The organism is Spirillospora sp. CA-108201, from assembly GCF_050936235.1.
In the GTDB taxonomy this organism is placed as follows: domain Bacteria; phylum Actinomycetota; class Actinomycetes; order Streptosporangiales; family Streptosporangiaceae; genus Spirillospora.
Map to the genome: position 1 here is coordinate 5,259,337 of NZ_JBNJNE010000001.1, position 13,161 is coordinate 5,272,497.

The 13,161-nt window shown below is 75.1% G+C and carries 14 protein-coding genes and 1 riboswitch; of the genes, 5 read left to right on the forward strand and 9 right to left on the reverse strand.

From position 1 onward, the window contains the following. Positions 1-30: 30 nt before the first annotated feature. Positions 31-1,236, forward strand: coding sequence for a sensor histidine kinase (locus ACQEU6_RS25265; protein WP_499335504.1), 1,206 nt, complete (start codon positions 31-33; stop codon positions 1,234-1,236). Further along, positions 1,233-1,871, forward strand: a complete 639-nt coding sequence (locus ACQEU6_RS25270) for a response regulator (RefSeq protein ID WP_499335505.1) — start codon at positions 1,233-1,235, stop codon at positions 1,869-1,871. Before ACQEU6_RS25265 ends, ACQEU6_RS25270 begins: the two co-directional genes overlap by 4 nt. Positions 1,872-1,888: 17 nt before the next feature. On the opposite strand, the gene ACQEU6_RS25275 is transcribed toward ACQEU6_RS25270, so the two are convergent. From ACQEU6_RS25275 to ACQEU6_RS25285, 3 genes are all read right to left on the reverse strand, one after another. Next, the gene (locus tag ACQEU6_RS25275) at positions 1,889-3,019 is read right to left on the reverse strand and encodes an outer membrane protein assembly factor BamB family protein (protein ID WP_499340344.1); all 1,131 of its coding nucleotides are present in this window, start codon (positions 3,017-3,019) and stop codon (positions 1,889-1,891) included. Then, complete coding sequence (locus ACQEU6_RS25280; RefSeq protein WP_499335506.1) at positions 2,920-4,071, reverse strand: serine/threonine-protein kinase; 1,152 nt, start codon at positions 4,069-4,071, stop codon at positions 2,920-2,922. The genes ACQEU6_RS25275 and ACQEU6_RS25280 overlap by 100 nt, the downstream gene beginning before the upstream one ends. 61 nt (positions 4,072-4,132) lie before the next feature. Next, the gene (locus ACQEU6_RS25285; protein WP_499335507.1) at positions 4,133-4,615 is read right to left on the reverse strand and encodes a dihydrofolate reductase family protein; all 483 of its coding nucleotides are present in this window, start codon (positions 4,613-4,615) and stop codon (positions 4,133-4,135) included. 3 nt (positions 4,616-4,618) lie between these two features. Here ACQEU6_RS25285 and ACQEU6_RS25290 point away from each other — a divergent pair, with 3 nt between their 5' ends. Then, positions 4,619-4,990: a hypothetical protein gene (locus ACQEU6_RS25290; RefSeq protein WP_499335508.1), complete on the forward strand. Its 372-nt coding sequence runs from the start codon at positions 4,619-4,621 to the stop codon at positions 4,988-4,990. Positions 4,991-5,056: 66 nt separating this feature from the next. Here ACQEU6_RS25290 and ACQEU6_RS25295 read toward each other — a convergent pair whose 3' ends face one another. From ACQEU6_RS25295 to ACQEU6_RS25320, 6 genes are all read right to left on the reverse strand, one after another. After that, complete coding sequence (locus ACQEU6_RS25295) at positions 5,057-5,680, reverse strand: DUF305 domain-containing protein (protein WP_499335509.1); 624 nt, start codon at positions 5,678-5,680, stop codon at positions 5,057-5,059. Positions 5,681-5,757: 77 nt separating this feature from the next. Then, the gene (locus ACQEU6_RS25300; RefSeq protein WP_499335510.1) at positions 5,758-6,186 is read right to left on the reverse strand and encodes a DUF6153 family protein; all 429 of its coding nucleotides are present in this window, start codon (positions 6,184-6,186) and stop codon (positions 5,758-5,760) included. A gap of 75 nt (positions 6,187-6,261) precedes the next feature. Next, entirely contained in the window at positions 6,262-7,320 is a 1,059-nt protein-coding gene (locus ACQEU6_RS25305; protein WP_499335511.1) for an NlpC/P60 family protein, read from the reverse strand. Between the two features lie 3 nt (positions 7,321-7,323). Further along, positions 7,324-7,469, reverse strand: a riboswitch (cyclic di-AMP (ydaO/yuaA leader). A 105-nt stretch (positions 7,470-7,574) separates the two neighbouring features. Next, positions 7,575-8,513: a M56 family metallopeptidase gene (locus tag ACQEU6_RS25310; RefSeq protein ID WP_499335512.1), complete on the reverse strand. Its 939-nt coding sequence runs from the start codon at positions 8,511-8,513 to the stop codon at positions 7,575-7,577. Further along, positions 8,510-8,887: a BlaI/MecI/CopY family transcriptional regulator gene (locus tag ACQEU6_RS25315; protein WP_499335513.1), complete on the reverse strand. Its 378-nt coding sequence runs from the start codon at positions 8,885-8,887 to the stop codon at positions 8,510-8,512. Before ACQEU6_RS25315 ends, ACQEU6_RS25310 begins: the two co-directional genes overlap by 4 nt. 4 nt (positions 8,888-8,891) lie before the next feature. Next, positions 8,892-11,087: an MMPL family transporter gene (locus tag ACQEU6_RS25320; protein ID WP_499335514.1), complete on the reverse strand. Its 2,196-nt coding sequence runs from the start codon at positions 11,085-11,087 to the stop codon at positions 8,892-8,894. Between the two features lie 164 nt (positions 11,088-11,251). On the opposite strand from ACQEU6_RS25320, the gene ACQEU6_RS25325 reads away from it, so the two are divergent. Next, the gene (locus ACQEU6_RS25325) at positions 11,252-12,466 is read left to right on the forward strand and encodes a sensor histidine kinase (RefSeq protein ID WP_499335515.1); all 1,215 of its coding nucleotides are present in this window, start codon (positions 11,252-11,254) and stop codon (positions 12,464-12,466) included. After that, the gene (locus ACQEU6_RS25330; protein ID WP_499335516.1) at positions 12,463-13,146 is read left to right on the forward strand and encodes a response regulator; all 684 of its coding nucleotides are present in this window, start codon (positions 12,463-12,465) and stop codon (positions 13,144-13,146) included. The genes ACQEU6_RS25325 and ACQEU6_RS25330 overlap by 4 nt, the downstream gene beginning before the upstream one ends. Positions 13,147-13,161: the final 15 nt, after the last annotated feature.

A 13,161-nucleotide genomic window follows, 5' to 3' on the forward strand; every position in this document is an offset into this window, starting at 1 on the left:
GCGGGACCCGTCGCCTACGGTGAGTGAGAGATGCCCGACGATCTGTTCTCGCCCGCGGTGCGGTTGCTCGGCTGGGCCGTGCACGGCACCTTCCTCGTGCTGCTCACGATCGCCCTGGTGCGCACGCTCCACGACGGGCGGGCGGGGATCGCCGCGGGCGGCCTCGCTCTCGGGGCCCTCTACGTCGCCGGGGTGACCTGGGCCGGGCACGACCGGCGCCCCCGTCCGGTTCCCGCCCGGCTGTGGCTCGCGCTGCTCACCGCCGCCTGGGCGGGGCTGGCGCTGTCCTCCCCCGACTTCGTGTGGCTGGCCTTCCCGTTGTTCTTCCTCTACCTGCACCTGCTGCCGCTGCCCGCAGCGCTGCCCGGCGTCGCGCTGCTGACGGGCGCGGCGATCGGGGCGGTGGCCTGGCACGGCGGCGGGGTCACGCTGGCGGAGGTGCTGGGCCCGAGCGTCGGCGCCTCGGTCGCCACCCTCATGGCCCTGGCCTACCGGGCGCTCTACCGGGAGAGCGAGCAGCGCCGCCGGCTCATCGAGGACCTGGTCCGGACCCGCGAGAGGCTCCTCAGGGCGGAGGCCGACGCGGCACGGCTCACCGAGCGCGAGCGCCTCGCCCGCGAGATCCACGACACGCTCGCCCAGGGCATGTCCAGCATCATCCTGCTGCTGCGCGCCGCCCGCCGCGACCTCCACGGCGACCTCGACGCCGCCGTGGGACGGCTGGAGGAGGCCGAGCAGGCCGCCGCGGAGAACCTGGAGGAGGCCCGCAACTTCGTGCGCGAGCTGGCCCCGCCCGCCCTCCAGCGCTCCTCCCTGCCCGACGCGCTGCGCCGGATCACCGAGTCGGCGGACGCCCGCTCCGCCGCCCGGATCCGTTTCCAGGTGTCCGGGCCTCCCGCCGAGCTCCCGGTCGACCACGAGGTCGCGCTGCTGCGCATCGCCCAGGGGGCCCTGGGGAACGCCGCCGGGCACTCCGGCGCCGAGAACGTCGGGGTCACCCTGACCTACCTTGACGACATGGTGGTGCTGGACGTCTACGACGACGGGCGCGGCTTCGATCCCGCGGCGCGCGGCGGGCGGCCGCCGGGGAGCGGCGCGGGCACGGGCTACGGGCTCCGGGCGATGCGCGAGCGCGCCCGCGCGCTGGGCGGCGCGCTCACCGTCGAGTCGGCCCCGCGCGAGGGGACGGCCGTGGTGGCGAGCCTGCCGCTGCCCGGCGGCGAGGAGCGGCGATGAGCGGGCCGATCCGCATCCTGCTGGTGGACGACCATCCCGTGGTGCGCTCCGGGATCCGCGCCATGCTCGCCGACCGGCCCGGCTTCGCGCTGGTCGGCGAGGCGGCGACGGGGCGGGAGGGGGTCGACGAGGCGCGCCGCCTCTCCCCCGACGTCGTGCTGATGGACCTCCAGCTCGGCGCCGGGATGCACGGCGCCGAGGCCACCCGCCAGATCACCTCCGCCGGGGCGGGCGCGCCGCGCGTCCTCGTGCTGACCACGTTCGACACCGACTCCGACATCCTCGCCGCCGTCGAGGCCGGCGCCACCGGCTACCTGCTCAAGGACGCGCCCCCGGACCGGCTGTTCGCCGCGATCCGGTCGGCCGCCGCCGGAGACAGCGCGCTCGCGCCCAGCGTCGCCTCGCGCCTCCTCGGCCGGATGCGCTCGCCCACCGCGACGCCGACCGCCCGGGAGCTGGAGGTGCTGCGGCTGGTCGCCGAGGGGCTCTCGAACCGGCAGATCAGCAGGCGGCTGTTCCTCAGCGAGACCACGGTCAAGACCCATCTGGTGCACGTCTACGCCAAGCTCGGCGTCGACTCCCGCACGGCCGCGGTCGCGGCCGCCACCCGGCGGGGACTGATCCGCTCGCCGTGACCCGGCTGCGGGGACCGTCAGCGGGTGACGGCCGCGGCGCGCAGGCGGCCGTCGCCGGCGCCGAAGTAGACCTTTCCGTCCGAGACGGTCGCGGTGGGGTCCGAGTCGTCCGCCAGCTCGGCCCTGCCCTGGAAGCCGCCGTCGCGGGCGTTCAGGAGGTGCAGCTCACCGGCTTCCGTGCTCACGTAGACCGTGCCGGACGCGACGGCGGGCGGCGAGCTCAGCGGGGACGTGTCGTAGCTCCACAGCCTCTTGCCGGTCGCCGCGTCGACGGCGAGGACCTGGCCCTTCGATCCCTGGGTGTCGTCGTTTCCGCCGTAGTAGACCACTCCGCCGGACAGGACGGGGGTCTCCGAGTCCGAGAAGTCGCGGAGCTCCGCCGGGTGACTCCACAGAAGGTCGCCCCTGCCCGGCCTGCGGGCCGACAGGGTCCCGTCGGCACCGATGGCGTAGAGGACGCCGTCGGCGACGGTGAGGGACTCGGGCCGTTTGTAGACGTCCTCGGCGAAGGGCGCCTTCCACAGCCGTTCACCCGTCTCGGCGTTCAGCGCGTGGAGCTGGGGGCTCTTCTCCTTCCGTCCGTTCGCGACGTAGTAGACGACGTCGTCGGCGGCGGTCAGCGCCCACACGATGTCGGTGGCGTGGCTCCATGCCCTCTTGCCGGTGCCGGTGTTCAGCGCGTAGACGGTGGACGCGTAGCCGCCGCCCCGCCGCCCGTAGAAGTAGAGCTGCTTCCCGGACAGCGCCGGACCGGTCAGCATCTGGCGGGGCTCGTACTCCCACAGACGGCGGCCCGAGTCGACGTCCAGCGCGAAGACCCAGCTGCTGTCGCCGTCCCGGGAGGAGTCGGTGTACCCGCTGACGTACATCACATCGCCGGCGACGACCATGGAGTGCCCGGCGCCCCACGCTCGGTCGGACTGCCACCGGCGGTCTCCGGTGGCGGCGTCGACGGCGTGCACGACGCCGTCGCCGTCGGCGAGGTAGACGGTCCCGTCCTCGACCTTCGGAGGCCAGCTCGGGTCTCCTGCGTAGGACCAGAGCTGCCTCAGGACCGGCGGCCGCGGCGTCGGGGTCCGGACCGCCTCGCCGCCGCTCGGGTCGCCGCCCCCGCCGACCAGGAGGAGCGTCGCCGCGACGACGGCCAGGACGCTGGCCGCGGCGAGTCCGGCCAGGACCGGGCCCCGGGTGAGGAGTCGGCTCCCACCGCCGGGGTTTCCTGGGGACGGGAGCGCCGCCGTCGCGACGACCGTGGGGCGGGCGCCGGCCGCGGCTCACCGGCCGTCGGGTCGACCGCCGTGGAGTCGACTGCCGTGGAGCCGACTGCCGTGGAGCCGACTGCCGTGGGGATGCTCCAGGGCGGCGTCGGCATGGGCTGCCCGCCGGCGCCGCGGGCCTGACCGAGTTCCTCGACGAGTGGTGCGACGGCGGGTCGCTGCCCGGGTTCCTTGGCCAGGCAGCGGGCCACGACGTTCGCCAGGCCGGGTGCCACGCCGGTCAGGTTCGGCGGCTCGTGGACGACCCGGTAGTTCAGGGCGTGGACGGAGCCGCCTCCGAAAGGGCCGGCACCGGTCGCCGCGTACGCCAGGAGGGCGCCGAGGGCGAAGACGTCGCTCGCCGGGCCCACGGCGGCGCCCCTCAACTGCTCGGGCGACATGAAGCCGGGCGTCCCGACGAACGCGCCGGTCAGCGTCAGCCTGGTGCCCTCGAACGCCACCGCGATCCCGAAGTCGATCACCCGGGGGCCGTCCGCGGCCAGGAGCGCGTTGGACGGCTTGAGGTCGCGCTGGACGATCCCGGCGCCGTGGACGCCCTCCAGCGCCTCGGCCAGCCCGGCGGCGAGCGCCAGCACCGCCCCCTCGGGCAGGGCGCCGTGCGCCTCGACCGCCGCCTTCAGCGACATGCCCGGCACGTACTCGGTGGCCAGCCAGGGCGGCTCGCCTTCGGGGTCGGCGTCCACCACGGCGGCGGTGAAGAACCCGCTCACCCGGCGGGCCGCCTCCGCCTCGCGCACGAACCGGCGCCGGAACCCCGGGTCGTCCGCGAGCTCGGCCCGCACGACCTTCACCGCGACCGCGCGGCCGCCCGGCGACAGCGCCAGGAACACCGAGCCCATCCCGCCGGCGCCCAGCCGCCCGACGATCCGGTAGCGCCCGACCCGTTCCGGGTCACCCGCCCGCGACGACGCGAAAGCTCCCACCCCGCTCCTTTCGCCCTGCAGCGTCAGGTCCGGTCACGGCCGCGCCCGAAATTTCGCAAGATCATACACGCGCCGATCCGGCCGCCCCGGACGATGCCGGAACGGCCGGACGCCGCGGGCGCCCGCCCCTACCGGACGGGAACGGACGGCAGGCCACCCGCTCGAAGGAGCCCGGGGTCTCGAAGAGCCGGGCGCCGGAGCCGGCGACGACCGGGTCGACCACGAGGCGCGGCTCGTCCAGCAGGCCGCCGGCGAGCAGGCCGCGCACCAGGGTCGGACTGCCGGTGACCAGGAGCGTGCCGTCCGGCTCGGCCACCTCGCCGAGGCCGGAGAGCCGCGTCGAGTCCGCCCATTCCAGCGGGGCGTCGGTCGAGGTGACGACGTACTCGCGGAAGGCGTTCATGCGGTCGGCCATCGCGCCGCCGGCCGCCGGCCAGTAGGAGGCGCGGCCGGCGTAGGTGCGGCGGCCGGCCAGGAGGGCGTCCGCCTCGTCCAGGGCCTGGAACGCCTCGTCGGCTGCGATCTGCTGAACCGCTCGACGCACCGGGTGGAGCTGACCCTCGCCGGCGAGGCCATGCTCGCAGGGTTCGAGCCGCCGCCGGAGGTCGTGGTCGGGCCGGTGAAGGCGGGCGGCGTCCCGGCCCTGCGGCCGGCGCCCCCGGACGCCTCACCGGCGCGCGTCCTCTACCTGCACGGGGGCGGCTTCGTGATGGGCTCGGCGTACGGGTACCGGCCCCTGGCGGGGGCGCTCGCGGCGGGCGCCGACGTGGACGCGCGGCTGGAGCTCTGTCCGGTGGCGACCCACGGCCTCCACCTGCTCTGGACGTTCCTCCCGGAGGCGGCCCGCGCCCTGGACCAGGCGGGACGCTTCGTCCGTGACGTGACCACACCGTCCACCCGGCACCGGAACGGCTCCTGACGGGTGGTCGCCCCGCCCCGGGAAGCGGGCGGGGCCGCGACCCCGCCCGCCTGCTCCGGCCGGGCGCTACTGCTTCAGCAGGGTCTTCATCTTGGTGATCTCGGCGGTCTGCGAGGAGATGATGGTCGCCGCCATCCGCTTGGCCGGCGGGAACCGTCCGGTGGACTGCTCGGCCTTGGCCATCGCCACGGCGCCCTCGTGATGCTCGATCATCATCCGCAGGAACGCCTTGTCGAACGCCTCGCCCTTGGCCGCTTCCAGTTCCTCCATGTCCTTCTCGCTCATCATGCCGTCCGTGCCGCCGTGGTGCATGCCGCCCATCCCGGTCGTGCCGGGCGAGGGGACCGGGGCGCCCCAGCTCTTCAGCCAGGCGCCGAGCTGCTGGATCTCCGGTTCCTGCGCCTTCCTGATGGCGGCGGCCAGGGCCTTCACGTCCGCGGACGAGGCGCGGGTGGCGGCGAGGCCGGCCATCTCGACCGCCTGCCGGTGATGCGGGATCATCATCTGCGCGAACATGACGTCCTGGCCGTTGTGCGATCCGGCCTGCGCGCCGCCCGGCGCCGCCGAGTGGGCGGGCATGGAGTGAGCAGGCATGGAGTGGGCGGGCGAGCCGCCGTTGTCGTCGTCGCCGCACGCGGCCAGCGCGATCGCCAGGGCCGGGACGGTGAGGAGCGCGAACGCTCGCTTCATGGTGGTGGGCCTTCCGTGTCGAGTGCTGTGATCGGTGGTCGGCGGCGGCGCCCGGTCTCCGGGCGCCGCCGGACCTGTCACAGCCTCAGCACGCTCAGCCTGTGCAGGGACGGGCGCGGCGGCGGCCGTCCGACCGGCGGGATCCGCACCCGCGCCGGCCTCGACACGGCCGCCGGCGGCGACCTCCGCAGGCGCAGCACCAGGAGGGCCCCGGCGAGCGCGAGCGCGAGCAGCGTGAGCATGGCCAGGCAGACCTGGCCGCCGGGGTGGTCCGGATGGCGGTCGGAGTGATGACCGCCGGGCCGGTCGCCCGGGGGCCGGTGATGCCCCGCCATCGCGTCGGCGGCTGGGTCCGCGTACCCGGCGGCCGTGGACGTCAGCGGAAGACCGCTCATCCCGGCCGGGCTCGACGTGGCCTGGAAGCCGTGCATCGCCAGCAGGCCGAGCAGCACGAACAGGCCGGACGCCAGGTGGAGGACGGTGCGGCCGCCGACGTTCCTTCTCATCCCGAGCCAGGGTAGCGAAGAGTGACCGGCGGCCACCGGTCGGTCACCGGGTCGCGGGGGTCAGGCGACACGGGGTCAGGCGACACGGACTCCGCCGGCGAAGGGGCGGCCGGCGATGGGGGCGATCTTGACGACGTCGCCGGTCTGCGGCGCGTGGACCATGTTGCCGTTGCCGATGTACATGCCCATGTGGTGCAGGTCGCTGTGGAAGAACACCAGGTCGCCGGGCTTGAGCTGGCTCATGCTCACGTGGGTCCCGGCGTTGTACTGGCTGCCGGTGTAGTGGCCGAGGGTGATGCCGACCTGCGCGTAGGCGTACAGGGTCAGGCCGGAGCAGTCGAAGCCCTTGATGTTGGCGCCCTGCGCGGTGCCGTAGCTAGGGCCGGACGCGTTGCCGCCGCCCCAGGAGTAGGGCACGCCCTGCTGGGCCAGGGCGGCCCGGACGGCCGTCATCGCCTTGGCCGAGGCCCCTCCGGAGCTGAGGTTGGGGATGGAGCCGGGCCGCGCGCCGGCGGTCTTGAAGGTGCCGAGCTGCTTCTCGACCTTCTTCAGTTTGATCTGGAGTTCCCGGCGCTTCTTCTTCGCCTCGCCGGTGAGCGCGCGCACCTGGGCGGCGCGCTGCTCGGCGGCCTTGCGGGACCGGTCGGCGCCCTGCATCACCTGGAGCATCTGCGTGATGCGGATGTCGTTCTGCTTGGCGAAGTAGTTGAGGGTGGCCGACTGGTCCAGGACGGCCTGCGGGTCGGAGGACGAGGCGAAGGAGATCGCCGGGTCCGCGGGGCCGTTCTTGTAGCTGTCGGCGGCGATCTTCGCCATGCGCTCGCGCGCCTCGTCCAGCGCCTTCTGCTGGCGCAGTGCGCTGCTCTTGGCCGTCTTCGCGGCGTGCTCGGCCTGCTTGAGGCGTTCGCGCAGCCCGTTGTACTGCTCGCTGAGCTTCTCGGCCTCGTCGGCGAGCTTCTCCTGCTGCGCGGTGAGCTGCTTGCGCGTCGGCTTGGGCTCGGCGTGCGCGGGCGCGGGCGCGAGAAGCCCGGCGGACAGCGCGAGGGCGACCGTCCATGCCGTGACACCGCCGGGCCGGCCGGTGCGGATCCTGCGGCGGGCTGTCGTTCGGGTGCCGGCAGCTCGTCGCTGCATGCGGTGTCCTCTCCTGTACCGCCTACCGGGTCAGCTGACGGGTTCGGGCCGGAGTCGCCCTACCGTCCCGTCGGGACGGATTCACCCCTGAAGATCGGGTCCCCGGTTCCCCGGACGGAGCCGTCCGCGGGATTCGGCGCGGTCGCCGGCCGTCCCCGGCGGGGACGTCGGACCGTGACCTCCTACGGAGCGTAGGAGGTTTGCGGACGGTTCGCCACCGGAGCGGAAGATTTCCCCAAAAGCCACATTCTGCCTCAGCACATCGCGGCGAGCTCGGCGACCGCCACGGCCCCCGCCAGGAGCGGCGCGGCGACCGCGGCCACCACGAACAGGCCCGCCGCGAGCCGGACGGCGCGGCGCGGCCTCACCTGAGCGTCACCCTCCAGCCGCAGCACCCGCTCCATCAGCGCACCGGCGGCCGGCGCGCCCGCCGCCCCGAGCGCCCCCGCGACGGCGGGCGCCGCCGAAAGCCGGCACAGCGCGCCGACCAGCGGCTTCCTGCCGTGGGCGCGGACCGCGGCGTCGTCCGCGGCCATCTCCAGCAGCAGCGGCAGCCGCGCCTTGGCGCGCCGGACGGTCGGCAGCCACGGCAGCATGGCGTGGACCAGGTCCAGGGCCAGCAGGAGCACGTGGTGGCGCTGGCGCAGATGCGCCCGCTCGTGCGCCAGGACGGCGCCGAGCTCCTCGGCGCTGAGCGCCTTCTGGGCCCCGGTGCTGACCACGATCGCGCGGTGCCGGGACGGCAGCGAGTACGCCACGGGCACGGGGTGGTCGAGGACGAGGACGTCCGGATGGCGGCGGTCCTCGCGGGCGACCAGCCGCAGGATCTCCCGGTGCCGGCGGCGGTGGCGCACGGCCCGGCCGAGCCTCGGCAGCCCGCGGGCGAGCACGCTGGCGCACGCCGCCGCGAGGACGGCGGTCGCGGCGGCCGCGGCGGCGGTGGCGGGCCGGCCGTGATGGGGCAGGCAGTCGCGCAGCCGGGACAGGAATCCGTGGCCCGGCCCCGGCGGCGCGAGCAGCGCCGCCGCCGCGATCCCCGCCGCGGCGATGAACGTCCCGGCGAGGGCGGCCGCCCAGCAGGCGACGGCCGTCCCCGGGCCGACGGCCGAGCGCCGGAGCAGGTCCAGGGCGGGCCCGGCCGCGCACCCCAGCAGGACCGCCGAGACGGCCAGGGCCGCCACCAGGAGGATCACGGCTCTTCCCCGGCGGTGCGCCGCCGCAGCGCGTCCAGGAGGTGCCGGGCGTCCTCCGGCGGGACGCTCTCGGCGAACCGCGCCAGGATGGCGCCGTGGTCCGCGGCCTCGCTCAACGCGTCCATCATGAGCTCGACCGCGTACTCCTCCCGCGGCCGCGTCGGGCTGTAGCGGAAGGCCGTGCCGTCCTGCGTGCGCCGGAGGAGGCCCTTCTGCGCCAGTCGTTCTGCCACGGTCTGCACGGTGTTGTAGGCGAGCGGCTTCTCCGCGTTCTCGTTCAGCTCGGCCAGCAGTTCGCGGACGCGCAGGGGACGGGGCGCCGCCCAGAGCACGTCCATGATGGAGCGTTCGAGCGATCCTCCGAGTGCGGACACGCGGTCACCTCCGTCCCGCCCACATTGTGCCGGACGCCTCCCCCGAACCGGCCTCCTGGAGCCGGGTCTCTCCAGCGTGGGCGGGCCCGCGGCGCCAGGGCGTCCACCAGTTGGCCCGGCCGCACAGCTCCATCACCGCGGGGACGAGGACCATCCGGACGACGGTGGCGTCGACGAGCACGGCGACGGCCATGCCGAGGCCGATCTGCTTGACCGACACGTCGGGGCCGAGCAGGGACGTCGAGAACACGGCGATCATGATGGCGGCCGCGGCGGTGATGACCCTGGCGGTGCCCGCCAGCCCGCGGGTGACGGCCGTCCGGGTGTCGCCGGTGCGCTCGTACTCCTCCCGGATCCGCGAGACCAGGAAGACCTCGTAGTCCATGGACAGGCCGAACAGGAGCGGGAACATCATCATCGGGACCCAGGTCGTGATCGGCATGGTCGTGGGGAACCCGAGCGCCCCGCCGAGCCACCCCCACTGGACGACCGCGACCAGCACGCCGTAGGCGGCGCCGATCGACAGCAGGTTCATCACCGCGGCCTGCAAGGCGATCGTGACCGACCGGACCAGCGCGACCAGGAGCACGAGGGACAGGGCGACGACGACCCCGACCATCAGGGGCAGGCGGGAGCCGACCTCCTCGGCGATGTCGATCGCGGCCGCGTTCGGGCCGCCCACCCGGACCCCGCCGCCGCCCGGCGCCCCGGGCAGGACGTCGTCGCGCAGCCGGTGCACCAGATCGGCGGTGGCCTCGTCCTGGAACCCGCTGCGGGGGTAGGCCATGAAGACGGCCGCTCGCCCGTCCTCGCTGCTCCGGGGCGGTGTGACGGAGGCGATGCCCGCCGTCCGGCCGACCGCGGCGGCGACGGGGCGCAGGTCGGCGTCCGCGGACCCGGTCCGCACGGCGAAGATCAGGGGCGCGCCGTATCCGGGACCGAAGCCCTCGGAGAGGATCGTGTAGGAGGTGTGGCTGCTCCGGTCGTGCGGCTGGACGCTGGCGTCGGGCAGGCTCAGCCGCATCGACAGCACGGGGGCGGCGAGCACGAGCAGGCCCGTCCCGGCCAGGACGGCGGCGACCAGCGGCCTTCTCTGCACCACCCCCGCCCAGCGCTCGGCGGGGGCGCGGCGCTCTGCGGAACGCGGGCGGGACGCGCGGCGCGGCAGCCGCAGCGAGTCGATCCGGCGGCCGGTGAAGCCCAGGAGCGCCGGCAGCAGGGTCACCGCGGCGATCATCGTGACCAGCACCGTCACCGACGCGGCGACGGCCACGCCGGTCATCAGCCGCTGCCCCATGACGACCAGGCCGAGCAGCGCGATCACCACGGTCGTGCCGGCGAACAGCACGGCGCGTCCGGCGGTGGCGATGGCCTCGGCGGTGGCGTCCTCGGGCTCGCCGCCGTCCCGCAGGGCCTCCCGGTAGCGGGTCACGATGAACAGCGCGTAGTCGATGCCGATGCCGAGCCCGACCAGCGCGGCGACGAGCACCGTGAAGTCCGGCGCCGGGACGAGATGCCCCACCAGCTTCATCAGGGCGATGCCGCCGAGGATCGCCGTCAGCGCCGTCACGATCGGCAGGCCCATCGCGACCAGCGACCCGAAGGAGATGAACAGGATCACCGCCGCGGCCAGGAGGCCCACGCCCTCGGCCGGGCCCTGCTTCGGCGTCTCGGCCTTCTCCGCCCGCTCGCCGCCCAGCCCCAGCGTCACGCCGTCGCCGCCGGAGGCGTCCTTGACCGCGGTCACCAGGGGCATGACGTCGGACTTCGTCGCCGCCGCGTCGGTCAGCGGGATGGTCGTCCGGGCGATGCGGCGGTCGCGCGTCACCAGGCTCACGTCCTGGTAGGGCGAGGTCACCGGCCCGGTCACGGGCGAGGCGTCCAACTCGGCGACGACCTTCTCGATCCGCCGCCGGGCGGCGGGGTCGTCGATCCCCCTCGCCGCCTTGATCGCGAGGGTCAGGGTGTCGCCCCGCCGCTCGGGGAAGTGCTCCTCGATCAGCTTCTGCGCCCTGGCGGACCCGGAGTCCCCGCCGGAGAAGTCGTTGTCGGACGGGGCGCCGAAGCCGAAGCCGGCGAACGCCACGGCGACCACGCCGACGAGCCAGGCCAGGAGGACCAGGCGGCGGCGCCGGTGGCAGAGGCGGGCCAGCGCCGCGAGTGCGCCGTCCGGTCGAGGAGGTCCAGAGTGATCGCTCATGGCGCCGATCGTCGCGCCGCCGGGGCGGCCGCCGCGTCTGCCGGCGGACGGCGGCGCCTACGCGTCCGGGCGTACGCCGCGCCGGACCCGCTCCGCCCGGCGGAGGAGCAGGTCGCGCGCCTGAGCGCAGGAGCGTTCGCGCACCCCGACAGTAGGATCCCGGCATGGAACGCCGTATCGGGACGTTCTCCCCACGAGCGGTGACGCACGACGCGCTGCTCGCGCTCTTCGTCACCGTGATGCAGGTCCAGGGGACGATCGCCCGCGTCGCCGCCGAAGGGGCGACGCGTCCGCTCGCCGACCTGGGAAACCTCGGATACGCGCTGCTGGTCGTGAGCGGCCTGGCCGTGGCCGTCCGCCGCCGGTGGCCGGTGCCGGTGCTCGCCGTCGCCGCGCTCGCCAGCCTGGCGTACTACGGCCTCGACTTCCCGGACGGGCCCGGCTGGCTCGCGCTCTTCGTCTCCCTCTACACCCTCGCGGCGTACGGGGACGGGCGCCGGTCACTGGTGATCGCCGGTTCGGGGATCGCCGTGCTGGCCGCGGCATGGCTGTACGCGGCGGCCGACGTCGAACCGCGCGCGGCCATCGGCTGGGTGTTCTTCCGCATCGGCGCGTCGGTCATGAGCGCGGCGCTCGGCGAGTCCGTCCGGTCCCGCCGGGTGATCGCGGCCGAGGCCGTGCGGCGCGCGGAACTGGCCGAGCGGACCCGCGAGGAGGAGGCGCGGGCGCGCGTGGACGCCGAGCGCCTCCGGATCGCCCGCGAGGTCCACGACACCGTCGCCCACGCGGTGGCGATCATCAACGTGCAGTCCGGGGTCACCGCGCACGTGCTCGACAAGCGTCCGGAGCAGGCGCGCGAGGCGCTGCGGACCATCGAGCAGACGAGCTCCCGGGCGCTGCGGGAGATGCGGGCCGTCCTCGGCGTCCTGCGCGACGACGGCGACGGCCGCGCGCCGCACCCCGGCCTGGACCAGATCGACGAGCTCACCGCCGAGGCGCGCGAGGCGGGGCTCGACGTCACGCTGGAGGCGTCCCCGCCCGCGACGCCGCTGCCGAGCGCGGTCGGCGGCGCCGCCTACCGGATCCTCCAGGAGTCGATCACCAACGTGATCCGGCACGCCGGCCCCACCCGCGTGACGGTCGCGCTCGTGCCGGGGGCCGACACCCTGGAGATCCGCGTGACCGACGAGGGTCGCCGCACCGGAGGCGAGGGCGCGGCCGCACCGGAGGGTTCCGGCCACGGCATCCCGGGCATGCGCGAACGCTGCCGGCTGCTCGGCGGCGAGTTCGCCGCCGAGCCCGCTCCGGGCGGGGGGTTCGAGGTGACGGCGCGGCTCCCCCTCGCACCGACCGGGCCGCGGCGGGAGGCGGCGCCGTGACCGGGCCGTCCGCGGCGCCGATCCGGGTCCTGCTCGCCGACGACGAGGGGCTCGTGCGGTCCGGGTTCAAGCTGCTCATCGACGTCGAGGACGACTTCGCCGTGGTCGGGGAGGCGACCGACGGCGCCCAGGCCGTCGAGCTGGCCCGCGCCGCCCGTCCCGACGTCGTCCTCATGGACATCCGCATGCCGAGGCTGGACGGCATCCAGGCCACCGCGCAGATCACCGCGACGCGCGGGCTGGAGGACGTCCGGATCCTCATCCTCACCACCTACGACACCGACGCCTACGTCTTCGAGGCGCTGCAGTCGGGCGCCAGCGGCTTCCTCCTCAAGGACGCCGGACCGGCCGAGCTCCTGCACGCCATCCGCGTGGTCGCCGCAGGAGAGGCCCTGCTCGCGCCCCGCATCACCAGGCGCCTCATCGGCAGGTTCGCCGCGTGGCACACGGCGTCGGCGAACGCGCGGGACCGGCTGGCGCCGCTCACCGGCCGCGAGCGGGAGGTGCTGGCCCTGATCGGGCGGGGGCTGAGCAACCAGGAGATCGGCGCCGAACTGTTCATCAGCCCGGCCACCGCCCGCACCCACGTCAGCCGCACGATGGCCAAGCTCGGCGCGCGCGACCGCGCCCAACTGGTCGTCGTCGCCTACCAGACCGGCCTGGTCACCCCGGACGCCTGACCCTCGGCGCGCGGC